Source organism: Pseudomonas sp. MDT1-17 (assembly GCF_054898105.1).
In genome coordinates this window covers 5,774,114-5,797,122 of sequence record NZ_JBUBVM010000001.1, presented here as the reverse complement: position 1 = coordinate 5,797,122, position 23,009 = coordinate 5,774,114, and the positions used below count along the sequence as shown (strand labels likewise).

The window sequence follows — 23,009 nt, the reverse complement described above, 5'->3', positions numbered from 1 at the left end:
ATTTGCGAAAGAGGACACACGTGAAAGCCAGATCCGATGAGTTGCAGATTTTCGTCTGCGTGATTGAATGCGGGTCGATTTCAGCTGCGGCCGAGCAGGTCGGGCAAACGCCTTCGGCGGTCAGCCGCACGTTGTCTCGGCTGGAGGCGAAACTCGATACCACGCTGATCAACCGCACCACGCGACGCATGGACCTGACCGAGGAGGGCAAGTACTTCTTCGAGCACGCCAAGCTGATTCTCGATCAGATGGACCAGCTCGAAGAACGCCTGACCTCACGCCAGCAAACCCCATCCGGGCGTCTGCGGATCAACGCCGCATCGCCGTTCATGCTGCACGCCATCGTGCCCTACATCGATGAGTTCCGCCGGCTCTATCCGGACATCCAGCTGGAGCTCAACAGCAACGATCTGATCATCGATTTGCTGGAGCAAAGCACCGACATCGCTATCCGTATCGGCACCCTGGCCGACTCGACGCTGCATGCCCGCTCGTTGGGGTGCAGTCCGCTGCACATCGTCGCCAGCCCGGCTTATCTTGAACAACACGGCGTACCGGCTGAAGTGGCGGATTTGTCCGGGCACTCGCTGCTGGGCTTTACTCACAACGAAGGTCTCAACCAATGGCCGCTACGTTATGTGCACGGGGATCGCTGGCCGATTCAGGCTTCAATCAGCGCGTCCAGCGGCGAGACGATCAGACACTTGGCGCTGGAAGGCCAGGGCATTGCCTGTCTGTCGGATTTCATGATGATTGATGACATCCGCGCCGGACGCTTGCAGGTGCTGCTGGCGGATTTCAACAGCGGCTATCGCCAGCCGATCAATGCGGTGTACTACCGTAACTCGCAACTTGCGCTACGGATTCAATGCTTCCTGGACTTCATCCAGGGCAAATTGGCGGCTTACGCGAACGCGGATTTCAAGGGCTGATTCGTGACCCCTGCGCAACAGGCGTACTACTGGCCGAACAGGCCCGCGCTGCCGATGCTGTGATCAACGCCGCCAGCAGCGACCATCGCGGCGCAGTGGACGCGTTGCTCAATGCGCTTCGCGGTTCCAACAAAGTGTTCCTGCACACCAGCGGTTCGAGCATTGTCGGCGATGCGTCGGGCGGCAAATCCAGCGACGTTATCTATTACGAAGACAACCTGCCGGAGCCGACGGTCGACAAGGCTGCTCGCGTGGCCATCGACAACCTGATCCTTGCGGCTGCGAAAGAAGGGGTGAACTCGGCCGTGATCTGCAACACGCTGATCTACGGCCACAGCCTGGGCGTGAATCGTGACAGCGTGCAGCTACCGCGTTTGCTGAAACAGGCGAGAAAAAGTGGTGTGGTTCGGCATGTGGGTACTGGCCAAAACATTTGGTCCAACGTGCACATCGAAGACGTGGTTTGCGTGTACCTGCTGGCGCTGAGCAAAAACGTACCGGGCACTTTCTACTTCGTCGAAAGCGGTGAAGCGTCGTTTATCAACATGACCACGGCGATTGCCCAAGCGCTGAATCTGGCTGAGCCACAAGACTGGCCGCTGAAGGATGCGGAAGCCGAGTGGGGTTATGAAATGGCCAACTATGGCCTGGGCTCCAACAGCCGGGTTCGCGGTAAACATGCGCGTGAACTACTGGGCTGGGCGCCGAAGCGGAAATCGGTGATTGAATGGATTCGTGACGAGATGGTGTGAGTTCACTCTAAACCGAGTCATCGTTCTTCGCGAGCAGGCTCGCTCCCACATTTTGATCTTCGTAGGACACAGATTTTGTGTACGACGAAGACCCACTGTGGGAGCGAGCCTGCTCGCGAAGGCGTTTTCAGCAGCCCAACAACTGGCCGGGTCGCCTTCAATTCCGTAACATCCGCTCCCTCTTTCCCCGCCTGTATTTTAGGTCAGCCATGAAACCCAAACATCTGCGCGCCGATACCCTGGCCGGGCTCACCACGTCTTTCGCCCTGCTACCCGAATGCATCGCCTTCGCGCTGGTTGCCCACCTCAATCCATTGATGGGGCTTTATGGCGCGTTCATCATTTGCACCCTGACCGCGCTCTTCGGCGGGCGGCCGGGCATGGTGTCCGGCGCCGCGGGGTCGATGGCGGTGGTGATCGTCGCGTTGGTGGTGCAGCACGGCGTGCAGTACTTGCTGGCCACCGTGTTGCTGGGCGGGCTGATCATGCTGGCGTTCGGGCTGCTGAAGCTGGGCAAGCTGGTGCGGATGGTGCCGCATCCGGTGATGCTCGGCTTCGTCAACGGCCTGGCGATCATCATTGCCCTGGCGCAGTTGGAACATTTCAAGAGCGGTGACGTCTGGCTCAGCGGCACGCCGCTGTACCTGATGGCAGGGCTGGTTGCCGTGACGATGGCCATCGTCTACTTGCTGCCGCGCCTGACGCGAGCCGTGCCGCCGGCGCTGGTGGCGATCCTGGGCGTTGGCCTGGCGGTGTATCTGCTCGGTCTGCCGACCCGCACCTTGGGCGACATGGCGCACATCGCCGGCGGCTTGCCGACCTTTGCGCTGCCAGACATCCCATGGACCCTGGAAACCCTGCACATCATCGCCCCCTACGCGATATTGATGGCGTTGGTCGGCTTGCTGGAAACCCTGCTGACCCTGAATCTCACCGACGAGATCACCGAGAGCCGTGGCTTCCCGGATCGTGAGTGCGTGGCGCTGGGTGCGGCCAATATGGTCTCCGGCGTATTGGGCGGCATGGGTGGCTGCGCGATGATCGGTCAAACGGTGATCAACCTCAGTTCCGGTGGACGCGGTCGGCTGTCCGGTGTGGTGGCCGGGGTGATGATCTTGCTGTTCATCCTCTTCCTCTCGCCGCTGATCGAGCGCATCCCGCTGGCGGCATTGGTCGGGGTGATGTTCGTGGTGTCGCAGCAGACGTTTGCCTGGGCCTCGTTGCGGGTGGTGAACAAGGTGCCGCTGAACGACGTGTTGGTGATCATCGCGGTAACGGTCATTACGGTGTTCACCGATCTGGCCACTGCCGTGTTGTGCGGGATCATCATTGCGGCGCTCAACTTTGCCTGGCAACAAGCCCGCGAGCTCTATGCCGACAGTCATCTTGAAGTCGACGGCAGCAAGCTCTACCACCTGCATGGCACGCTGTTCTTCGCCTCGACTGCACCTTTCCTCAATCAGTTCGACCCCGCTAACGACCCACCCGTAGTGACGATCGATTGTCGCCACCTGAGCTTCGTCGACTACTCGGCGATCGCCGCGCTGAAAACGCTGCGTGAACGCTACGCCAAGGCCGGCAAGCACCTGCGTGTGCTGCACTTGTCCGAACGCTGCAAGAAGCTGCTCAAGCGGGCTCGCGTGAATCACGACTAACGCCTAACCCCTAACCCCGGCAGGCGTGATGAATATCCGCCTGCCTGATTTTCATAACCTGCGACCTCCCATACATTTGCGCGACATCCCTTGTCCCACCACGAAAATCAGTTTCACCTCGTTTGAAAATAACGTCTCGAGATGCGCTACGGCCTGTTGCTGGTCATCGACGTTCTTGCCACCGGTCTGGCCTACGCCAGCGCGTTCTCGGCATCCACCGATGAAGTGATGCAGTTGACCGAAGAGTTGAGCGCATTCGGCGCGGTCTACACCACCCATTTGCGCAGCGAATTCGAGCCGGTGCTGGAGGCCATGGATGAAGCGTTCCAAATCGGCCGTCATGCGAAAACACCGGTGATCATTTCCCACCTCAAATGCGCCGGCGCCGGTAACTGGGGGCGTAGTCCGCAACTGCTGGCGTCCCTCGAGCATCCGCTGTCAATGGTCGGCTCTGACGGACTACCGGAAGCCCCGTTTCCTCATCCACGCTTGTGGGGCGCATTCCCGCGCGTGCTTGGCCATTTCAGTCGTGACATAGGGTGTTTCCGTTGCACACCGCCGTGCACAAAATGACCGGGTTGTCGGCGGCGCGATTTGGCCTGAAGGAACGTGGCGAAATCCGGGAAGGGCATTGGGCCGATCTGGTGTAGTTCGATCCTGTGACGATACGCGACGTGGCAGATTTCAATAATCCGCAACAAGCGGCGGAAGGGATTGATGGGGTTTGGGTCAACGGTGTCTTGAGTTACAGCGACGGTCAGGCAAACGGAAGACGGGAAGGGCGGTTTCTGGCGCGGCAAGGGGACCTGCGTGACGGGTTCCACTGAACATTCCGAGTACTGCGTCACAGTGATGGCACATTGCAACTAAAGAAAACCATTACCAAGCCGAAGCGCTGACATCTCGCCCGGCTACACTCTGGGCCTTATCAGTCTGGGAGCACCTCCATGAGCTTCGTCAAAACCACCCCGATCCTGCGGATTTTCGATGAAATCAAGGCCGTGGAGTTCTACGTCGACTTCCTGGGTTTCAAGATCGACTGGCAGCATCGTTTCGAACCCAACTTTCCGTTGTACCTGCAGGTTTCCCGTGGCGAATGCGTGCTGCACTTGTCCGAGCATCACGGTGATAGCACGCCAGGCTCGGCGTTGCGGATCGAGACCGATGAACTTGAGGTATTCCAGCAGCAACTACTGGCCAAGGAATACCCGTTCGCCCGCCCACACATCCAGGCCATGCCGTGGGGCAGCCAGGACATGACCGTGACCGACCCGTTTGGCAATCGGTTGGTGTTTACCAATGCGATTAGTGTTTGATCTTTAGATAGCCATCGCGGGCAAGCCCGCCCCCAAAGGTTCAGCGAATACCCTGTGGGAGCGGGCTTGCCCGCGATTGGATCTGTGATTCAACGCTGACTGAATGTCAGACCCGGAAGTTGCAGGAGGCCAGTGGCTACTCAGCCAGGTCGAGTTGATCCAGCGCTCGATTCACCGCCAGCTCGCCCAGCATGATGACTTGCGCAATGCCCAACAGGGAGTTGCGACTCGGTCCATCCATACGATCCGCCAAATCCATGGCCATGACATTGGCCGATGCCAGCGATTCACAAGCATGGGTCAGCAGGGTTTCGACATCGATCTCAGGATTGACGATGAACATCGTGCCGAGCTTACGCTCAGTGGCTTTGATGTCGGCGGCCGTGTTGAAGTGGAAATCGAGGGCGCGCTCGGCGGCTTCGTGGAGTTTTTTTGAGTCGAGGCTTTCGTACGGGGATGCCGGATCGGTATCTGGCGGATTGGGTGTGACCTTGAACATAGATGAAACTCCAAATCAGAAAAGAGGAGCCATCACCCTCGCTACCAAACGAAGGGTGGTGGCCATACGCGGGTTGGTAGACCGGTGACTTGGAAAACCGGCGCGTTCGAAAGCGCCCTGCGCATGGCCACCATTAAATACACGAGCCAAAAGGCCTGCATCAGGTGCGCTATGCACATAAGTCAACCGGGCTACCAAACCCGATCGCTGTTTTTTTCAGCGACCGGAAAACGATATAGCCCAGGCCTTAGGTGCACAAGCCGGCGGATTCTTACGCACCTGTAGGCGATGACGCAAGGCGTTGTAGCTTTCATGACGTAACACTGACGGCCGTTAAACAAACTCTGTCTAACGAGCGGACTTTTCCGATACACATGCGATTAGCGTCTAGAGGAAGCAGGAAAATTTGATGCCTGTGCTAGTGTCGTCCGATCATTTTGACGAGTTCAGGAAGCGCTTATGGCCAGCATTACCCTTAGTGATCTTGACTCCCAGCTCTTTGAGCAGCTGCGTATTTCGGCAGGCTGCAATGGCTGTTCGGTGGAAGAAGAAGCACGCATGATTCTCGTGCATGCACTTAATCAAAACGACTGTGCAAAGGGACTGGGGACTCGAATCAACCAGCGGTTCAGAGCCGATGGTGGCGTTGAGTTGGAGCTGCCTTCTCGCTAGAGCGGGCATGTAGGCTAATGCCGATCAGTTAAGCCGTAACACGATCTGTAATTGGATGGACTCGCCCAAGCCGAGGCGTCAATGCGCCACGGTGGCAGTCTAAACAGCCAACGACAGCGAGGGCGAGTCCATGAAAAATCATAGTTCGATTGATCAATCCCTGTCTTCTTCCGATTTGTCGGCCTGTACAACTTTGGCGGTCGATCTGGCCAAGCAGGTCTTTCAGGTCGCCGGTGAAGATGTCCTCGGCCAGGTGCACTACGAGCAGCGGATCAAGTCGCGTGAGGCGTTTTATGAGTTTCTCCAACAGTTACCGCCTCATGTCGTGGTTTTGATGGAGACCGGTCCGGGTGCTCAAGCCTGGGCCCGGCAGCTGCAAGACCAAGGCAATCTGGCGCGCATTCTTCCAGCCGGTTTGGTGGCCACACACCGCAGCGGGCCTAAAAATGATCGCAACGATGCGCTGGCGATTCTGCGGGCTGGTCGCGATGAAAAAATATGCGCAGTACCGGTCAAAAGCGTTGCGGCGCTGGCAATGCAGGCGCTGCATCGCGCCCGACAGGGCTATGTGCGTCGACGCACGGCGGTAAGTAATCAGATGCGCGGCCTGCTGCTTGAGCACGGCGTGGCCTTGGCGCAGGGCGATGTTGCGATCAGCCAGAAAATTCCGCGGGTACTGGAAGATGCTACCCAGCCGGTGCCTGGCCTGCTGCGTGAACTGATCGACGAACTGTTGGCCGAGTGGCGCCATTTGGGCGAGCGCATCAGCGTGCTGACGGGACGCCTGGAAGTGGCCGCCAACGCCGACATGACGGCGAAGCGACTGATGACTGTGCGCGGCATCGGCCCAGTCACTGCCACGGCACTGGTGGCCAAGGAAACCAAACCTGAGCGATTTCCCAATGCCCGCAAGTTTGCCGCGTACTTTGGCATGGTGCCTGACCAGCACAGCAGCGGGCAGACGGTCCGGCTGGGGGACATGACCAAGCGAGGTGATGTTTATTTACGCAGCCTGATGATCCAGGGAGCCCATGCGGTGCTGCAACAACTACGACCTGATTCCCAGCAACCCGATGACCGCCGCTTGTTGCGCTGGGTGAGCCGGCTGGGTCGTAAGGAGGCTGCGATCAGGCTAGCCAACCGCAACCTGCGAATCGTCTGGGTGCTTCTACAGAATGACCAGACTTATCGTCGCCACGCTGGTGATGGCCAGCAAGCGACGATAAGCCACTGAGCGACAGAGTTCTGCCACCGAGGTACTGACTGTCCGACCCTTTGCTGAAGAAAATTGACCCCAGGTAAGACCGGCGTGGATTGATGCCTTAGCTGCTACTGGCCTTCGAGGCCTGACTGTAATCGGCATACCACGAGCTTTACCAATTTTGGCCAGAAGCCGAAGACGGCTTCCACGAATAGGCCTGATACATAGATGCAACGGGGCGACGGTTTTTTCAAAAGCGGGTAGACAGTGGGGGCGAGTCCATACATAGCAGCTGGCGAAGCCTGCGTTCGGCTGCGTAGCAGTCGTAAAACCTGAGTGCGAGGTCTTCCTGAAACATCTTGTTGACTGATTTCACGACTGCTACGCAGCCGAACGCAGGCTTCGCCAGTTGCTACAAAGAGCGTGTTTTGCCTGCAATTTATTAACTGATCGGCATTAGGCATATGGATCGTTCCCACGCGGGAGTGGTCTGCACCCCAAAAGTTGGACACAACTGATGGGGTGTTTCATGGGTAAGTACACCGTTCAAGCGAAGTTATCAGCCGTGCAGGATTACTGTACCGGCAAAGCGGGTTTGAGAGAGGTCGCGCATCAACACGCAGTGGATTTTTCGTCGTTGCGCCAGTGGGTCGCGGCCTACCAGGTGCACGGTGCTGTGGCGTTAGAAGCAAAAAAGGTGCAGCACTACAGCGTTGAATTCAGGATGTCGGTGCTGAAGCGTATGCGTGAGGAACAGCTTTCCTATCGCCAAGTCGCGGCGTTGTTTGATATCCGGAAATTCAACATCGTCGGCGATTGGCAGCGTCGCTATGATAAAGGCGGTGAAAATGCCTTGCTCAGCCAACCCAGACGAACCGGATCTACGAAAAAGATGCCCAAACCGCCCGAACCAGCCCAGCCTCTGTTACCTGATGAGTCTCGTACCCGGGAGGAGTTGATCGCAGAGCTGAATCAACTTCGGTTGGAAATTGATTATCTAAAAAAGCTCGATGCCTTGGTTCAGAAGAAACGAGCAGCGCAAGAGAACAAGCGCAAATCGTAATCGAACTGAGGCAGCGGCACTCTCTCGACGGCCTGTTGAAAGCCGCTGGATTAGCGCGCAGCACGTTCTACTATCAGCAGAAAGTGCTCCAGGCGGCTGATAAATATGCGGATCTGAAAGCCAAGATATGCGAGGTTTTCAACGAAGACGAAGGCAAGCTTGGCTATCGCCGCGTAACGCTGGCAGTGCGCAAGGCTGGCTACGTGATCAGCTACAAAACTGTCCAGCGCCTCATGGCGGAGCTTGATCTCAGATGCCGTGTGCGTGTGAAGAAGTATCGCGCTTACAAAGGTGAGGTTGGTCGAGCCGCACCAAATCTTCTGAACCGTGATTTTCAAGCCTCACAGCCCAATCAGAAGTGGGTGACCGATGTCACGGAGTTTAAAGTGGGAGGACAGAAGCTTTATCTTTCGCCAATCCTGGACCTGTATAACGGCGAAATCATTTCCTACGATATCGCCAAACGGCCGGTGTTCAGCATGGTTGGGACAATGCTCATCGAAGCTTTTACGCGGCTCAAACCAGATGAAAAGCCCATTTTGCATTCAGACCAGGGCTGGCAGTACCGGATGCCCATTTATGGCCAGCTTCTCAAAGAGCACTCGGTCACACCGAGCATGTCACGCAAAGGCAACTGTTACGATAACGCGGCCATGGAGAGCTTCTTTGGCACGCTCAAATCAGAATTTTTTTACCTGAACAAATTCAGTAATCTGGACGAGCTTCACGCTGGTTTGGTGGATTACATCCACTATTACAATCACCGTCGCATCAAGCTGAAGCTGAACGGACTGAGCCCTGTTGAATACAGAACTCAGTCCGTTCAGATATAGGTCCACAATCGTCCAACTTTTCGGGGTCAGTCCAGAGCGTGGGAACGATCAGGTGTGTTACACCCGGAAGTGACTCACCATCATCTGCAACTGATTACCCAATCGCGCCAGTTCAACGCTGGATGCGGCGGTTTCGTCGCTGGCGGCGGCGGTCTGTTCGGACACGTCGCGCACGTTGATGATGCTGCGGCTGATCTCTTCGGCCACGGCGCTTTGCTGCTCGGCGGCGGCGGCGATCTGCTGGTTCATCGCCTGGATGTTGGACACCGTGCGGGTGATGTTTTCCAGTGATACACCGGCCTTGCGGGTCAGCGCGACGCTGCTGTCGGTCAGTGCGCGGCTGTTGTTCATCACGGCCGACACTTGTTGAGTGCCGTTCTGCAGACCGGCCACCAGGCCTTCGATTTCTTCGGTGGATTTCTGCGTGCGCTGAGCCAGGCCGCGAACTTCGTCGGCAACCACGGCAAAACCACGACCGGCTTCACCGGCACGGGCTGCTTCGATGGCGGCGTTGAGCGCCAGCAGGTTGGTCTGTTCGGCCACGGCCTTGATCACGTCCATGACGCTGCCGATCTTGTCGCTTTCCTGTTGCAGCACGCTCATGGCTTCGGTGGAACGCGCCACTTCGGTGGCCAGACGTTCGATCTGGGCGATGGCTTCGTTGACCACCTTGTCACCTTCGCGGGCTTCGCCGTCAGCGGCGGCCGCCGCTTGAGAGGCTTCTTCGGCGTTGCGCGCGACTTCCTGCACGGTGGCGGTCATCTCGTGCATGGCGGTGGCCACCTGATCGGTTTCAATCTTCTGGCTATTAACGCCGGCGCTGGTTTGCTCGGTCACGGCCGACAGTTCTTCGGCAGCGCTGGCGATCTGGGCGACACCGTCGCGGATGCCGCTGATCAAGTCGCGCAGGGTCACGCCCATGCGGGCGATGCCTTGCTGCAGCACACCGAGTTCGTCACGGCGAGTTACTTTGACGTCCTGGGACAGGTCGCCGCTGGCAATGCGTTCAACCACGGCCAAGGTGGCGCGCAACGGGCCGGTGATCTGACGGGTGATGACCACGGCAGCAATGATGCCCACCAACAACGCCAGCAAAGTGCTGATCAATTGCAGGGTGCGCGCTTGAGCACTTTCGGCGTCACGGCGGTCGAGCTGAATCTGATACAGCTGGTCGCTCAGGGTCACGATGGCAGCGCCCTGCTCAGTCATTTCCTTGCGCGCCTGCACTGCATCGTTGCTGGCGGCTTTATACGTCTGCAAGGCGCTGCGGTAGCTGGTCAGCGCGGTGTCCAGCTGACGCAGGGTGTCTTGCTGAGTGTCGGCGAAATGCACGTTGAGGGGTTTCAGGCTGGCGATGGCCACGTCCAGTTGGCCGACGGCTTTTTGCTCGGTCTCGGCGTTGGTGGTGGCGGTGTAGCCGCGCACTTCGTAGCGGGCCAGCAAGAACGCTTCCTTGGCGGCGGTGATGGCCTGGAATTGTTCGAAGCGCTGATCGCTCAAGGGCATTTGCTGAACGTGGGTGTTGATGGCGTTGATCAGCGTGTTGGCTGAATCGGCGTTGGCGCCCATCACGTCGCGGGCGCTGTTACCGGTGCGGTACGCGCTGCGCATTTTGTTCAGGGACGTCCTGTAAGCCTCGATGACGGCGCCTTGCTCTTTGAGCAACTTGAGGTTTTCCGGGCTCTTGAATTTCACCAGAAGCGCTTGTTGCTGAGCGGAAAACGCGTCGAGCGTGGTCTGGACGTTTTGCGCTGCAGTCTCGTCGCCGTTGGTCAGCATGTATTGCAGGCGAACCACGCGCAGCTTGGTCAGGCCGGCGTTGAGCTGGGTGATGTCGCTCATCCAGTTGCTGCGGTCAATCAACCCGCCCAGGCTCGTCCAGCCGGTCAGGGCGAGGACGCAGGTCAGTGCCAGGACCAGGCCGAACCCCAGGCCCAGCTTCATGTTCACGCTGATGTTGCCGAACCAGCTATTCATCAAAAGTCCTCCAGGGACGTTGTGCTTCTTGATCGTCGGTTGGCTGGAAGATTGTTGTTTTTGGTCGCCAGCAAGGTGTGTAGCAGGACTGTATCGGCAGCTATTGCGAGAGCTGAATGGTTTTTGCAGGACACGATGTGTAACAAGGCCTTTGCGTAGGGTTTAAGCTTTTTTTCACATGAGTTTCACCAGCTGCCGACGCCAGCCTCTCTACCCTCGTGGGATCGAATGAAAGTGATGCGTGCCGGTGAGGCGGCTTGATGTGGAATTGAGACTGAGTCTGTTCGGGGTAAAACGCGCGATTGATCTGAGTCGTTTTGCCCGCTATCGCAATGCTGCTGTCGTGCTCGCCTCGGCGCTGTTGGTGATTCCTCTGACGGTGTGGCTTTTGCATCCCGCCGCTGTACCGGACCTGGCCCACGGCAACGTGGCCGGCGCCCGGGCGTTGGCGGCCGGTTGGGCCAAAGGCAACGTGATCGTGCTGGTGCGTCACGTCGAACGTTGCGATCACTCCAGCGCAGCCTGCCTGAACGGTAACGATGGCATTACCGATCGTTCTCGCAGCGTGGCCGTGGAGGTCGGGGCGAATTTTGAACAGCTCGGGCTGAACCACGCCGATATCTACAACAGCCCGATCATCCGTACGGCGCAAACGGCCGGTTACATGTTCAACAAGGTTGGGGTCGGTGAAGAATGGCTGATCAATTGCAAAGGCACCATGCTGCGCGACGCGCTGGCGCACAAGGTTGCCGGGCGAAACCTGATTCTGGTGACCCACAGCGAATGCATGTCGCAACTTGAGAAAGACCTCCAGTTGCCGGCCTCCACTTTGGGTTATGGCGCCTCCTTGTTCATTTCGGCTGAAACGCCTCAAGCGCCGCGCATGCTTGGGTTTATCGAAGCTTCTGACTGGCGCTCGGTCACCACCCAATGAATTCACTCTCTGGATCTGGACACACGATGCTGACTTCTTCCCGTTACCGCTTTTACTGGGTGAACTTTGGTATTCCGCTGGTCTGTGCGGTCGTGGTGTTCCTGCTGTTCGACCTGACCAAGATCGACATCGCTTTTAGTGATCTTTTTTATGAGCCGGTCACGCAGACGTTTCCGCTGGATCATGTCCATCTGTTCGAAAAAATCACCCATAAATGGGCGCGAATCATCCCGAACTGGACCGGAGAGTTGGCGATTGTTGGCGCCTTGCTGTCGTTTCTCTGGCCGCGTCTGAAGGCCGAAAAGCATTCGAAAATCATCTCGTTTCTGGAAAAAATCAAGGTCGCGCCGGTGCTTCGGTTCGCCAGCAAGCACCGTCGGGACTTCCTCTACGTGGTGTTCGCGTTTTCCATCAGTACTGGCGTCATCCACTACCTCAAGGGTCACACTAGCGTGTACTGCCCGATCGAAACGACCCGGTACGCGGGGAAAATTGAGCATAAGGAGTGGTATCAGAATTTCGATCTGCTGAAAGTCGCGGGTGATGGGCGCTGCTGGCCGGGCGGGCATGCGTCGGGAGGTTTCACCATGCTCGCGTTGTACTTCGTGGCGCGCCGCTACCGCTGGCGCTATTCAAAAGCGGTCATGTACGGCTCGTTGCTGCTCGGTTTCGTCTACGGCACGACGCGGGTTCTGCAAGGCTGGCATTACATGTCCCACACCTTCTGGGCCGGAATCTTCGTGTGGCTGGCGTGTTTGCTGACGGCGCTGGCGTTTTATGGGCGAGCGCGGCTGGAGCAACCGGTGCTCCAACAGGCTGCGCGACTCATCGCTGAACCGCTCAGAAACTCATGAAGTCCGAACAAGGGAACGGGAAACCTGAGCAGACGAAGTATTACGAGAGACGTCTGGACCAGCGCTGTTCCGGTGCTTCAAAGCGATCATTGATCAACGCCGTCAACACATGATCCTGCCAGCGCCCGGCGATACTCAGGTAGGCCTTGGCGTAGCCCTCACGTTCAAATCCCAGACGCTCCAGCAGCCGCGCACTGCGTTCATTGCCAGGGATGTAATTGGCCATGATCCGGTGCAGTTTCTGCTCATCGAACATGTAGCCGATTCCCGCTTCCAGTGCTTCCTGCATCAAGCCCTGGCCCTGATGAGATTCGTCGATGTGGTAACCGAGATAGCAGGCCTGAAACGCCCCGCGAGTGATGCCGCTGAAGTTGCAGGCGCCGATCATCTGACCGTTGTCCGGATCCAGCAGCGCGAAATGCACCGCCAGGCCGGCCTGGAAAGCGCTGGCTTGCACTTCAAGGCGCGGGCGGATGAGTACAGGGCTGTGGTAATCGGCGGGGCGAATCGGCGACCACCGGGCGAGATGCCTCTGGTTGCGCCGGTAGAAGTCGCTTTCCAGCGCCGCCTGCTCAGGGTCGAGCACGGCCAGCGTCAAGCGTTTACAGGGCAGGGACAACAGCGGCATAGGGCGCTCCGGTTCGCGGGGATCGTCGCGCAAGCATTGCGTGTACAGCGGAAAAACTCAAATCGCCAGCGGCAATGTCACGATAAAGGTGCTGCCCTTGCCGTCACCGTCGCTCACGCCGATAACCGTGCCGCGATGGGCTTCGACCAACTCGCGAACCACCGTCAGGCCAATACCCAGGCCCGCACCGTTGAAGCCGACCGCGTGAACATCCTGCACAAACGGCTCGAAGATAAACGGCAGGGCCTTGGCGGAAATACCGATGCCGTCATCGCAGATGCGCATCTGCAGCACGTCGGCTTCAGCGGTGACCGACAGCGTGACATTGCCGCCCGATGGCGTGTATTTGGCCGCGTTGCCCAGCAGGTTGCCGAGAATCTGCGTGAGGCGTACCGGGTCACCCTCCACCGCCAACGCGCACTCGGGCAATTCAGCGGTGAAGTGCAAATGGTGAGCAGTCATCACCGGGCTGCACACGTCGATGGCCTGATGGATGATCTGCACCATGTCCACGATTTGGCAATCGAGGCGCAACTTGCCGGTGCTGGCGCGGGAGACGTCGAGCAAATCGTCTACCAGTCGCGACATGTGTTGCACCTGGTTTTCGATCAGTGCCTGCATGCGCGGCAGTTCCTCGCTGGGGACGCGCACCAGTCGTCCGGCGATCATGCTGATGGGCGTCAGCGGGTTGCGCAGTTCGTGAGCCACCAGGGTGAGGATGTTGCGTTGTTGTTCCAGGGTATGTTCGGCTGAGGCTTGCAGGTCTTGCGCGCTGAGGGCCGCGATCACCAATTGCGCGTTGGCTTCGCGCATCTCCAGGAACAGCCGTTGTTCTTCCTGCATGCGTTTTGGTTTTTCTGCATCGGACTGCGCCAGCAAAATCGCCAGCACCAATTGCTGATTGGCCTCGATCAGTTGCTCGACCTGCTGGCTATCGACCAGCCGGGTGCTGGCGTCGCGCAATTCTTTTTGCAGCGCTGCCAGCACTGCCCGTGCCTCAACAGTTTTCTGGCCTAGCAGGAACAGTTCGCGAGCGGCAGTGGCCTTCGCTTCTTCGTTCTGGCTATCGGCCGTGCTCATGACCTTGACTCACGCATTGTCTTTTCCGGGGCGTTGCCGGGTTGGCCGACCGCCGAGTAAGCCTTCCTGGTCCGGCAACATCTCGCCGATCTGCAAACCATTACTGTCGATGCGGTAAAGCCGTAACTCATCGGAGTGGACGCTGGCCCGCACCTTGACCACGGCCATGATGCGCAGCAAACGGCTCTGCACTTCAATGTAGCGCTGAACGATGATTGCGTCGGTGAGAAATGCCGTGCCGTATGGGCTGAAGCGCAGGTCGGTGTAGCGGTCTTCCAGCTCTGAAGTCATCAACACGCTGACCCCGGCGCTCGTCAACGCAGTGACCATGCGCGACAGCGACTCGCGATAGTCTTCGCGGAAGGTCGGCGCGAGCGCCAGTTCAAAACCTGACAGCGAATCGATGACCACGCGGGTCGCTTTCAATCGGGTGATTTCGCTCAACAGCAAATGCACGATTTCGTCGATGGACAGGTCCGGGGCGCGGCTGTCCACCAGACCGATCTGTCCGCTCTGGATCAGGCCCGCAAGGGTGGCGTTCTGGTAGTGATTAGGCCGTTGTTCAAACACCGCGATCACACCGGTTTCACCATTGCGCGCGCCCTCGGCGAGGAAGGTCGCCGCCAGAATGCTTTTGCCCGAGCCCGACGGCCCGGCCACCAGCAAGGAATAACCACGGGGCAGGCCGCCGCCAAGCATCTCGTCGAGCTGTGGCACGCCCATTTTCAGGCGCTTGATGGGGAACTCCGGCGGAGCTTCAACCGGGTTGAGTGCCGCAGGCGCAAAGACCTTGATCCCCGACGTTGCAATACGGAAGGTATGCAGGCCCGGAAGCGTCGGCTGCCCGCGCATCTTCATGATTTCCATCTTGCGCACCATGGAGTTGCGCTGAACGCTCTGGCGCAGCCAGATCAGGCCGTCGGCCACGGTGAAAATCGGGTTGGTGTCGGTTTCGGTGAAGTATTCGCCAATCAGGAAGGTCGTCGCCTGCCAGGTGGTCATCAACATGCCCAGTTGCTGCACGAACTGCGGCAGGTTGTTGTTGGGGTTGTCCTGGGTCTGGCTCGCCAGCACCACCGAACGGAACGAGTCGACGAACACCAGTGACGGGGAGTGAGCCTCCACCTCGCTGACGATGCGCCGCAACACCTCGTCCAGATTCCCGGCCAGGGTGTCGTCCGCCAGGTTGATGTAGCGGATCGAATGGTTGATCGCTTCGCTGTCGAAAAAATCGAATTGCTGCTGATAACGCAGCATCTTCAGCGGCGGCTCGCCCAGTACGGTAAAGAACAGCGCCGGGCGCTCGGGTGTCGCCAGGGCGAACATCATCTGATGCGCCAGGGTGGTTTTGCCACAGCCAGGCGGGCCGGCGATCAGGTTGAACGAAAACTCCGGCAATCCACCGCCCAGCACCTCGTCCAGTCCTGGCACGCCGGTGGCCAGACGGTTGATAGTCACTTTGGTGCTCATGGCGAAATTTCCTGCGAAGGGGTGTCGCTCAAAGAAGGTTCCCACATGTCACGAAGCAAACGTTCGGTAAGCGAGGGCCCGATGAGCGTGGTCAGCAGCTCGTAAAAGGTAGTCAGCAACTCTTCACCGAAAAACAGCGCATCGGCGTTGCTTTGCTCAACGATTACGGACTTGAGGGCAGTCAAATCCATGCCGGACGGCAAACTGTCATAGGTGCGGGCCAGACGCGGATGAGTGGAGGCGCACAGGCGGAGGCTGCGGCGATAAAGCGCTGCAACCCCTTGGTGGCCGATGATGGGCGTGAGGGCTACATCCATATCCTGCAAGGTTGAAATGATCGCTTGGGCGATCCTTGCGATGTCAGCGTTTGGGCCTACACGGTGCGCCAGAGAAGCTACGATCTGGCGGCTCTCTTCGCTTAGCGTGGACATGGCTAACTGATATCTGATGGACAGAGCTTGATGGTACACCCTATGCGGGCGTCGCGAGTGATTTGCGTCAGAGGAGTGCGGGAGGGCCTGAACACCGATGAAACAAAGCAGCAGGCAAAAAAAAGCCCGCGGGAGGGCGGGCAAACCGTAGTTTCTTGAATGAGCGAGCGCAATGTACCCGTTGGTGAGAGGTCGTGGGGGGAAGAAAAATTCATGTCGATGAGTGTCCGCCGATTCACGCCCTGAAACACGCCTAAGGCAAATGATCAGCCGCAAAGTCCGCTTCCGAGCGCGCCCGCAAACGCCCCTTGCGGCAGGCCTGCTGGAATTGTTCGAAGTCGCGCTCATTCTGCTCGGTGTAGCTTTGCGCATACTTGAACAGCGCGTCGGCCAGCGCATCGCTCTTGCCGATGTAGCCGCTGATCTGCGCGGCGTGCCCGGACGATTTGGCATGGGCGCGGGCCAGAGCGCGGCCACAAACGCGTCCGTAGGCGGCGAAGGTGTCCGCGTCGAACGTCTCGAGTTCGGCCGAGACTTTCATGTCGCGCAACTGGCGCACATAGAAGTGTCGACCGCTGGGACCGGTGGTCCAGCCGAGAAACAGGTCTCTGGCCGATTGCATCAGCCGCTGTCCATCGACCACGCGCTGACCGTTATGCCGCACACGTGACTTGGTCTTCACGTAACCGGCAAGCACCGAGCGACGCGCCTCCTTGAATTGCAGGAACAGCGGGAATTCCTGATCATTCATTGAAAGTGGAAGCGTGATGGCACGCGGTGAAAAGACCATTGGCTTTTGAATAGCTCTACAGTAAGTTACATTAAGTGAAACCTTCTGTTGAGTCATTGCTCATGCAGCCAATCTCAAAATCCACCCAGCCGATGGGGCGACTCCTCCGGAAACTGAGCCACCTGGCCAGTGATGAGCGCTATCTGTACACCCCGGACGATCTCAGGGCTTTGGTACCCGATATTTCCGAAGGTGCCTATAAAACATTGTTGAGTCGTGCAGCTTCTGACGGTCATCTGACACGAGTGTGCCGAGGGCTCTACTTGTTTGACGCAGCCAAACCGTCCAGTGGGCTGGTGCTGTTTCACGCGGCCGCCCGCCTGCGTGCCATGCAGTTCAATTTCATCAGCCTTGAAACGGCGCTGAGTGATTGCGGGGTCATCTCGCAAATTCCCATCAACTGGATCACGCTGATGTCATCCGGGCGCAGCAGCACTATTTCATGCGGCCGCTGGGGCACCATCGAGTTCGTACACACACGCCAGAAACCTCGGGACCTCGTTGGCCAGGTCCACTATGACGCTCGTTGCCGGCTATGGCGTGCGACACCGCAACAAGCATTGCGAGACATGAAGGCAGCGAAACGAAATATGGACTTGATCGATTGGAGCGTTGCCAATGAGTTTGTTTGATGAGCTGGTAGATGAAGCATTAAAAAACAAACAAGACCTCGCGCCGTTGCGGGTCGTCGTGGAAAAAGAATTGCTGCATCACGACATCATGCTGGCGCTGAGTTCGGCCGGTATGCTCGCCAAACTTACCTTCATCGGTGGTACCTGCTTGCGCACCTGCTACGGGTCCAACCGTTTGAGCGAGGACCTGGATTTTACCGGGGGCGCAGATTTCAATCGCGAGAGCCTGATCGAGCTCGCCCAAGTATTAGTCACCACACTAAAAACTAAATATGGTCTTGAGGTCGAAGTCGGTGAGCCTGTTCGTGAGGAGGGTAATGTCGATACCTGGAAGTTAAAGGTCCAAACCCGGGCCGGACGCAAGGATCTGCCGGCACAGCGCATTAATATCGATGTGTGCTCCATTCCAAGTTATCAACCGCAGCCTATGCAGTTGCTTAATCCTTATGGTGTCGATATGGGCACGAGTGGCCTGATTTTGCTGGCTGAAACACGCGAAGAAATCTATGCCGACAAAATCGTGGCATTTGCTCTGCGTCCTGACCGAATCAAGAACCGTGATCTCTGGGATATGGTTTGGCTGCGTCAGCTGGGCATAACGCCACAACTGAATTTAATCGCGAAAAAACTGGGTGATCATCACTGCGGGCAAGATGAGTTCTTGAAGCAGTTCAAAGAGCGTTCAGCACAGCTTGAAGCCGATCCAAAAGTTGTCATTGAGTTTCGCAAGGAAATGAGTCGGTTCCTGCCGGGTAAGTTGGTAGCCCAAACCGTGAATGAGCCGGCGTTCTGGACATTTTTGGTGGGTCATATACGTGATCTGTATGTGACGACTGAGAAAACGCTGAGCAGCCATGAAAGCGTTCAGGGCTCGGGCTTCAAAATGTAATACCGCAGGATAGGTGGCGGCAGTCAAAAAATGGGCGACCTCAATGAGGTTGCCCATCTTGCTTTCCTTAGTTGAGACCTGCGCCTGGATCAGGCTGTCATTGTCGGGAGCCGGGTGCCAGGCGAGTTGTTTTTGGAACGGGGGGTTTGGATTCATCGTGGCGCTCGACCGTGGCGACGGGCTTGTGGCCGCTGGGTATTTTTGTATTGGTAGGGCTGGCCTCTTCGTGGGCAAACCCACACGGGCGCGCGGAGGGGGGGATGGAGTGTCGAACCCCAGATGCAACAAAACCCGCACTTGGCGGGTTTTGTTTTGCTTCGTATTTGGTGGGCCGGGGTAATCTGAACAGGACTGTTAACTTATTGATTTTAATTAGTAATTATCGGTTGAATATTTGCGCGGAATACCTTTTGGAATACCAAGGGTTTCAGCGTGGTTGTCGAGGTTCAGATAAGCCTCTCGCTAATAATGTCATGCTTGAGCGCGATGATATTGAGCGACCTCTTGATTCCCTTCATCCTTTTTTCTACCTCTCTGCGTGCGTCGGTCTCGTCGCCATCGAAAGGTGGTTGACTAGCATTCATGGATGTTTCCCACATTACGAGTAACTCCATGTGACGCTCCAGGTGATTCATCACCTCGTCCAATTGGCTTTTGAGCATGGCATTCATTTGCTTGGCCGCTTTCTGCTCAATTTGTGTGGCTTCCTTCAACTGCTTGGCTTTCGTCTGTTGCTCTTTGGTGAGGCTGTGCAGTCCATCAATGAGTTCGGTAACGATCGATGTTTTTGATTGGCTGGGATCTTTTGCCAGGCGACGAAGGTTCTTCACTGTGGAGTTGGTGAGTGAAAAAGTACATGCCTGTCTGCCGTTGCTGGGTGACCGGTACCTGCGCTGCCGCAAGGCATTTTTTAATTGCTCGATCAACCTCATTCCATCGAGATGCTTTCCAAGATTTTCGATGATCAGCGTTGTCTTCGCGTGGCTTGGACTTCCGGAATACTCCAACAGTAAATCTTTCGGAGCTCGATGCCGCAGATAGCTCTCAGCCCATTGCCATTCATCTTGGCGTAGCCATTTCAAGCTCTTTTTGGTCACAGGTCTTCGCCTTTTAACTCGTTACAGAAAGTATTTTGTATTCCTCTTTAGGGGCGATCGCAACTTTTTTGTAAAACGTTACGGTAACGTTATGCGTTTGTTTGAGATAATTGCTTTATTGTTTATACCGGTGTAAAAACTGATCTTTAATTCTGGGGAGGGGCGTGGTTGGCTCTGTATATAGAGGGAATGATTGCGAATTTAGCCAGCTGTGGCGCGGCGGCTCGCTTTCTTCTGGAAGCTATGGCGTGCCGTGTTCTCGAGGAGTCCAGCGCAGACGTCGCTTGCAGTGCCAAGGCGCTCGCTAAGGCGCTTCAACTTTCTGGAGTGCTGGTCACTGACGCTCTCGCTGAGCTCGTGTCCGTTGGTGTGGTGTGTCGGTTGTCGGAATCTTTAGGCCGAGGTAGGCCGTCAATCCGTTACCACATCGCACCGGGGACGGTAACTACTCTGAGGGCCAATCAATGCTCATACGGGTTCCACTCCCAACACCTGCAACGGCTCTTCTCTGGAGCCTCGATGGTGACGGAGAGGTTAGGTGAGCCTCAGAAGGGCCGGAAGGAGAGGGTAACCGTTACTAAGCTAGGTAAGCCCGCGCCTCTCGGTGCACGCGGTCAATTGAGCGCCTGCAATCGCTTGCTGCTGGGTGTCTTGCTGGCACATGCGGATCGCTTTGGCGTGGTGGAGGGGATTGGTAACGTCGGTTTGCAACGCGCAACCGGGCTCGATACCGACAGCTTAAAATATCGACTTCAGCGGCTGATCGCCTTGGGTTTGGTCCGTCGCCATATGCCGGGGTTATCAAGTTCTGTGTTTAGCGGTGGCAAGATCAGCAGCACTTATTACCTAAATCTGAATCACTCGGTATTTGCCGTGAAGCGCAGTACCTCGGTAATGGTGCATGCGGCTAGGGATATGGACGCCAAACGCGTTGACCATGGGGAAGCACTTCGGCGGGATGTCCTGGCATGGAGAAGTCGGCACGCAGGCGATCAGCATGAGACACCCCAGGCGGTAATTAGATTTCTTGCAGGGCAGAAAATCGAGGTCTTCGAGGTCCTTCAGCACATGCTACTGCGTCATGCCTCTGATTTGCTTTCACGGCATTGGATTGACCTTGGTAATGGGGTGCAAATCGACGCTGGCTGGCTTCAGGAGAATATCGCTGCGGCGCTGCGAAATCCATCGGCATTCGAAGAGGGACAAACGGAAACCGAGTTGCGCGAAGTGGTCGAGCATTTTTGCCGTCTAGTGTTTGAGATGGCGCAAGAGTTCAGGTCGAGGTTTGGTCAGGCGAATTGGGTCGGATTTGAGCCGGGTTGCCTGAGTATCCTGCCAGCCTCGGCGGGCGCGGGTTACAAAGTCATAACGTTAGTACTTCAGCCGCCTCCTATTGAAGTCCCTGAGTGCATGGTTTTACGCGAAGAAAGGCGAGGCCTCGTGAGTGATAAACCCTGGAGTTCTGAAGCTGAGATGCCGCTGACGGATCGATTATTTTGTGGCCTCGCTTCGCCTCCGCCGAGACGGCTAATGAAGGGCTAGGTCATTTTTTACCGACCTTGCCAATCCTCTGAACGTAATACAGGAGCTCGTTCATGAGGATCATTCGCTTAAAAGAAGTTATCGACTCGACCGGACTGGCCCGGTCGACCATCTACAAGTACATCGGGGAAGGCACCTTTCCAAAAACAGTCTCGCTCGGCGAGCGCTGCATTGGATTTGTCGAAAGTGAGGTCCAAGATTGGATCCTGGCCAGGATCGAGGAGCGTGATCTGGCCGCGAGCGCGTGACCCAGCAAACCATGGCGAGTAAGTCTTTCCATCAAGCATAAACACCATGACCAGCTTGTTGTTGGTCATGGTGTTTATGCCGACTGGTGGTCATCAGCTCTCAGCTAACTCCCGCAGACGACGGATTGGCAAATTCCCCGGCTGGCTTGGTCATGTTGATCTTCATTGCCCTGCCTGGTCGGGAGCGTTCACTTGAGTCAGAGCTGCATCTATTTATATAGCTCCTAGGTAGACATTAACCCAGTGAAATAGCCATGAAACTCACATCAACGACCTATGACTAATCTTCCTATGGTCCAGTCATCGCTGGTTATCAAGGGGGTAGGTCACCGGTTATAAATTGCACAGTCGGTATCTGGTATGTGAACAACCAACCAGGTACTCAACCATGCGCTATTGCAATCCCTACACCAGTCTCCCCCAATCCGATATCGCCATCCAGATCGAGCGACTCGTTAAGGGCATCGAGCGATACGATACTCCAGCATTCCGGCTGCCAGGCACACGCTCAAGGAGCCAGCAGATTGAATCGACCTGGTTGTCCAGGTACTTCAAGCACATCCGACAAATGATGGACCTGTTCGATGATCGCTGCGCATACCAATACAGTGAGCACCTGCAAGCGTTCTGGGACGCCTGTCAGGACATTGGGCTGGAGCGGGGTCCTACCGGGCCTGTGTGCTTGAACGAGAGCGCTACAGCCTACCTGGACCATCACCGCAGCATGAACGTACTCGTCGAGCGCATCCGTCAGCTAACAGGTGAGCTATGGTATCGCCGAGAGAAGGGGTATCGTCGCGGTCTGGCCAGCCAGCAGGCGGGCCGTGTCTGTGATTACTCAGACGCGATGCTTGCTCGCTACTCCCGTACGTTGATCATCAGGGTCGATCTGTATTACTACCAGACGGTTCAGGCTAGGCAGCGAGTCGAGCATGTGTTCGATGATCTAGATCGGCTGATTGCTCAGCATGAGCGCAATCAGATCTTTGATCAGCTCACTGGTTACATCTGTGCGGTTGAGCAGGGGGAGGATCGGGGTTACCACATCCATGCTGCCTATTTCTTCAATGGCAACCAGGTACGTGGGGACGTCTACAAGGCCCAGCAGATCGGTGAGTTGTGGGAACGCATTACTCGGGGGCATGGCTACTTCCACAGCTGCAACCACGACAAGGAAAAGTACAAGGACGAAGACAACGGAAAGGACAAATACAAGGACAAGAAAAAGCGCGGGCTGGGTATTGGCATGATCTTTAAGAACGACCAGGCGATTCGTGCCCATGTCCACTATGCGATGGTTTACTTGGTCAAGGATGCTCAGCACCTGCGGGTGAAGCCGCTCCGGAGTAAATGCCTGCGAATGGGGCTGGTAGGCAGCTAGCCAGTCACTGATAGAGCCAGGGCTGCAGTTCATCAAGGTTCGCTACCGAGATCTGCTGCGCTGTAGCTTTTGCATACACCCTGCTCGGATCGATTTGGTAGCGTTTATGAAAACATGCTCCCACTTGCTAGTT

Annotated in this window: 20 protein-coding genes and 5 pseudogenes; 15 read left to right on the top strand and 10 right to left on the bottom strand. The window is 56.9% G+C overall.

The window, feature by feature from the left end; all coding sequences use genetic code 11:
* Window positions 1-20: 20 nt before the first annotated feature.
* From ACYZTX_RS26815 to ACYZTX_RS26795, 5 genes and pseudogenes are all read left to right on the top strand, one after another.
* Entirely contained in the window at window positions 21-932 is a 912-nt protein-coding gene (locus ACYZTX_RS26815) for a LysR substrate-binding domain-containing protein (RefSeq protein WP_462036554.1), read from the top strand.
* A 26-nt stretch (window positions 933-958) separates the two neighbouring features.
* Window positions 959-1,684, top strand: a pseudogene (locus tag ACYZTX_RS26810) (NAD-dependent epimerase/dehydratase family protein); the annotation flags it as partial.
* Window positions 1,685-1,893: 209 nt separating this feature from the next.
* A complete protein-coding gene (locus ACYZTX_RS26805; RefSeq protein ID WP_462036553.1) occupies window positions 1,894-3,339 on the top strand; it encodes a SulP family inorganic anion transporter in 1,446 nt (481 codons plus the stop codon).
* 174 nt (window positions 3,340-3,513) lie between these two features.
* Window positions 3,514-4,166: pseudogene (locus ACYZTX_RS26800) on the top strand (amidohydrolase family protein); the annotation flags it as partial.
* A gap of 120 nt (window positions 4,167-4,286) precedes the next feature.
* Window positions 4,287-4,655 carry a glyoxalase superfamily protein gene (locus ACYZTX_RS26795; RefSeq protein WP_462036552.1) on the top strand — a complete coding sequence of 123 codons (369 nt, stop codon included), beginning with the start codon at window positions 4,287-4,289 and terminating at the stop codon, window positions 4,653-4,655.
* A gap of 136 nt (window positions 4,656-4,791) precedes the next feature.
* Here ACYZTX_RS26795 and ACYZTX_RS26790 read toward each other — a convergent pair whose 3' ends face one another.
* A complete protein-coding gene (locus ACYZTX_RS26790; protein WP_462036551.1) occupies window positions 4,792-5,154 on the bottom strand; it encodes a DUF6124 family protein in 363 nt (120 codons plus the stop codon).
* Window positions 5,155-5,613: 459 nt separating this feature from the next.
* On the opposite strand from ACYZTX_RS26790, the gene ACYZTX_RS26785 reads away from it, so the two are divergent.
* The 3 genes from ACYZTX_RS26785 (at window position 5,614) to ACYZTX_RS26775 (ending at window position 8,923) form a co-directional block, all read left to right on the top strand.
* Complete coding sequence (locus tag ACYZTX_RS26785; protein WP_462036550.1) at window positions 5,614-5,826, top strand: FitA-like ribbon-helix-helix domain-containing protein; 213 nt, start codon at window positions 5,614-5,616, stop codon at window positions 5,824-5,826.
* A gap of 175 nt (window positions 5,827-6,001) precedes the next feature.
* Window positions 6,002-7,060, top strand: coding sequence for an IS110 family RNA-guided transposase (locus ACYZTX_RS26780; RefSeq protein WP_462037117.1), 1,059 nt, complete (start codon window positions 6,002-6,004; stop codon window positions 7,058-7,060).
* A 496-nt stretch (window positions 7,061-7,556) separates the two neighbouring features.
* Window positions 7,557-8,923 (top strand): IS3 family transposase gene (locus ACYZTX_RS26775; RefSeq protein ID WP_462036549.1). Its coding sequence is split into 2 segments (ribosomal slippage): window positions 7,557-8,046 and window positions 8,046-8,923, totalling 1,368 coding nucleotides; the frame shifts between segments, so codons are not numbered across the junction.
* A gap of 57 nt (window positions 8,924-8,980) precedes the next feature.
* On the opposite strand, the gene ACYZTX_RS26770 is transcribed toward ACYZTX_RS26775, so the two are convergent.
* Window positions 8,981-9,685, bottom strand: a complete 705-nt coding sequence (locus tag ACYZTX_RS26770) for a methyl-accepting chemotaxis protein (RefSeq protein ID WP_462037116.1) — start codon at window positions 9,683-9,685, stop codon at window positions 8,981-8,983.
* Between the two features lie 201 nt (window positions 9,686-9,886).
* Window positions 9,887-10,765: pseudogene (locus tag ACYZTX_RS26765) on the bottom strand (methyl-accepting chemotaxis protein); the annotation flags it as partial.
* A 397-nt stretch (window positions 10,766-11,162) separates the two neighbouring features.
* Here ACYZTX_RS26765 and pmrG point away from each other — a divergent pair.
* A complete protein-coding gene (gene pmrG / locus ACYZTX_RS26760; protein ID WP_462036548.1) occupies window positions 11,163-11,834 on the top strand; it encodes a lipopolysaccharide core heptose(II)-phosphate phosphatase PmrG in 672 nt (223 codons plus the stop codon).
* A gap of 26 nt (window positions 11,835-11,860) precedes the next feature.
* A complete protein-coding gene (locus ACYZTX_RS26755) occupies window positions 11,861-12,688 on the top strand; it encodes a phosphatase PAP2 family protein (protein ID WP_462036547.1) in 828 nt (275 codons plus the stop codon).
* 40 nt (window positions 12,689-12,728) lie between these two features.
* On the opposite strand, the gene rimJ is transcribed toward ACYZTX_RS26755, so the two are convergent.
* The 5 genes and pseudogenes from rimJ to ACYZTX_RS26730 form a co-directional block, all read right to left on the bottom strand.
* Window positions 12,729-13,316 (bottom strand): ribosomal protein S5-alanine N-acetyltransferase, encoded by a 588-nt coding sequence (gene rimJ / locus ACYZTX_RS26750; protein WP_462036546.1) that lies wholly within the window; start codon window positions 13,314-13,316, stop codon window positions 12,729-12,731.
* Between the two features lie 57 nt (window positions 13,317-13,373).
* Window positions 13,374-14,396 carry a sensor histidine kinase gene (locus ACYZTX_RS26745; RefSeq protein ID WP_462036545.1) on the bottom strand — a complete coding sequence of 341 codons (1,023 nt, stop codon included), beginning with the start codon at window positions 14,394-14,396 and terminating at the stop codon, window positions 13,374-13,376.
* A gap of 9 nt (window positions 14,397-14,405) precedes the next feature.
* The gene (locus ACYZTX_RS26740) at window positions 14,406-15,866 is read right to left on the bottom strand and encodes an ATPase domain-containing protein (RefSeq protein WP_462036544.1); all 1,461 of its coding nucleotides are present in this window, start codon (window positions 15,864-15,866) and stop codon (window positions 14,406-14,408) included.
* Window positions 15,863-16,297 carry a hypothetical protein gene (locus ACYZTX_RS26735; protein WP_462036543.1) on the bottom strand — a complete coding sequence of 145 codons (435 nt, stop codon included), beginning with the start codon at window positions 16,295-16,297 and terminating at the stop codon, window positions 15,863-15,865. The genes ACYZTX_RS26740 and ACYZTX_RS26735 overlap by 4 nt, the downstream gene beginning before the upstream one ends.
* 253 nt (window positions 16,298-16,550) lie before the next feature.
* Window positions 16,551-17,054: pseudogene (locus tag ACYZTX_RS26730) on the bottom strand (DUF2252 family protein); the annotation flags it as partial.
* Between the two features lie 95 nt (window positions 17,055-17,149).
* On the opposite strand from ACYZTX_RS26730, the gene abiEi reads away from it, so the two are divergent.
* Together abiEi and ACYZTX_RS26720 are read left to right on the top strand one after the other, a co-directional pair.
* Window positions 17,150-17,719, top strand: coding sequence for a type IV toxin-antitoxin system AbiEi family antitoxin (abiEi, locus tag ACYZTX_RS26725; protein WP_462036542.1), 570 nt, complete (start codon window positions 17,150-17,152; stop codon window positions 17,717-17,719).
* Complete coding sequence (locus ACYZTX_RS26720) at window positions 17,706-18,608, top strand: nucleotidyl transferase AbiEii/AbiGii toxin family protein (protein ID WP_462036541.1); 903 nt, start codon at window positions 17,706-17,708, stop codon at window positions 18,606-18,608. The genes abiEi and ACYZTX_RS26720 overlap by 14 nt, the downstream gene beginning before the upstream one ends.
* A 446-nt stretch (window positions 18,609-19,054) precedes the next feature.
* Here the strand turns inward: ACYZTX_RS26720 and ACYZTX_RS26715 are convergent, their stop codons facing one another.
* Window positions 19,055-19,705, bottom strand: coding sequence for a hypothetical protein (locus ACYZTX_RS26715; RefSeq protein WP_462036540.1), 651 nt, complete (start codon window positions 19,703-19,705; stop codon window positions 19,055-19,057).
* 618 nt (window positions 19,706-20,323) lie between these two features.
* On the opposite strand from ACYZTX_RS26715, the gene ACYZTX_RS26710 reads away from it, so the two are divergent.
* The 3 genes from ACYZTX_RS26710 to ACYZTX_RS26700 all read left to right on the top strand — a co-directional run bounded on the left by ACYZTX_RS26710 (window position 20,324) and on the right by ACYZTX_RS26700 (window position 22,876).
* Window positions 20,324-21,247 carry a hypothetical protein gene (locus ACYZTX_RS26710; protein WP_462036539.1) on the top strand — a complete coding sequence of 308 codons (924 nt, stop codon included), beginning with the start codon at window positions 20,324-20,326 and terminating at the stop codon, window positions 21,245-21,247.
* A gap of 53 nt (window positions 21,248-21,300) precedes the next feature.
* Entirely contained in the window at window positions 21,301-21,495 is a 195-nt protein-coding gene (locus tag ACYZTX_RS26705; protein WP_170043643.1) for a helix-turn-helix transcriptional regulator, read from the top strand.
* A gap of 388 nt (window positions 21,496-21,883) precedes the next feature.
* Window positions 21,884-22,876, top strand: a complete 993-nt coding sequence (locus tag ACYZTX_RS26700; RefSeq protein ID WP_462036538.1) for a YagK/YfjJ domain-containing protein — start codon at window positions 21,884-21,886, stop codon at window positions 22,874-22,876.
* A gap of 4 nt (window positions 22,877-22,880) precedes the next feature.
* Here ACYZTX_RS26700 and ACYZTX_RS26695 read toward each other — a convergent pair.
* Window positions 22,881-22,982 (bottom strand): annotated as a pseudogene (locus ACYZTX_RS26695) (WYL domain-containing protein); the annotation flags it as partial.
* Window positions 22,983-23,009: the final 27 nt, after the last annotated feature.

Excerpts from the sequence above, each read along its gene's own strand:
- ACYZTX_RS26805 (WP_462036553.1), top strand. The coding sequence starts at position 1,894 with ATGAAACCCAAACATCTGCGCGCCGATACCCTGGCCGGGCTCACCACG.
- ACYZTX_RS26795 (WP_462036552.1), top strand. The coding sequence starts at position 4,287 with ATGAGCTTCGTCAAAACCACCCCGATCCTGCGGATTTTCGATGAAATC.
- ACYZTX_RS26790 (WP_462036551.1), bottom strand. The coding sequence starts at position 5,154 with ATGTTCAAGGTCACACCCAATCCGCCAGATACCGATCCGGCATCCCCG.
- ACYZTX_RS26785 (WP_462036550.1), top strand. The coding sequence starts at position 5,614 with ATGGCCAGCATTACCCTTAGTGATCTTGACTCCCAGCTCTTTGAGCAG.
- ACYZTX_RS26770 (WP_462037116.1), bottom strand. The coding sequence starts at position 9,685 with ATGACCGCCACCGTGCAGGAAGTCGCGCGCAACGCCGAAGAAGCCTCT.
- ACYZTX_RS26755 (WP_462036547.1), top strand. The coding sequence starts at position 11,861 with ATGCTGACTTCTTCCCGTTACCGCTTTTACTGGGTGAACTTTGGTATT.
- rimJ (WP_462036546.1), bottom strand. The coding sequence starts at position 13,316 with ATGCCGCTGTTGTCCCTGCCCTGTAAACGCTTGACGCTGGCCGTGCTC.
- ACYZTX_RS26745 (WP_462036545.1), bottom strand. The coding sequence starts at position 14,396 with ATGAGCACGGCCGATAGCCAGAACGAAGAAGCGAAGGCCACTGCCGCT.
- ACYZTX_RS26740 (WP_462036544.1), bottom strand. The coding sequence starts at position 15,866 with ATGAGCACCAAAGTGACTATCAACCGTCTGGCCACCGGCGTGCCAGGA.
- ACYZTX_RS26735 (WP_462036543.1), bottom strand. The coding sequence starts at position 16,297 with ATGTCCACGCTAAGCGAAGAGAGCCGCCAGATCGTAGCTTCTCTGGCG.
- abiEi (WP_462036542.1), top strand. The coding sequence starts at position 17,150 with ATGCAGCCAATCTCAAAATCCACCCAGCCGATGGGGCGACTCCTCCGG.
- ACYZTX_RS26720 (WP_462036541.1), top strand. The coding sequence starts at position 17,706 with ATGAGTTTGTTTGATGAGCTGGTAGATGAAGCATTAAAAAACAAACAA.
- ACYZTX_RS26705 (WP_170043643.1), top strand. The coding sequence starts at position 21,301 with ATGAGGATCATTCGCTTAAAAGAAGTTATCGACTCGACCGGACTGGCC.
- ACYZTX_RS26700 (WP_462036538.1), top strand. The coding sequence starts at position 21,884 with ATGCGCTATTGCAATCCCTACACCAGTCTCCCCCAATCCGATATCGCC.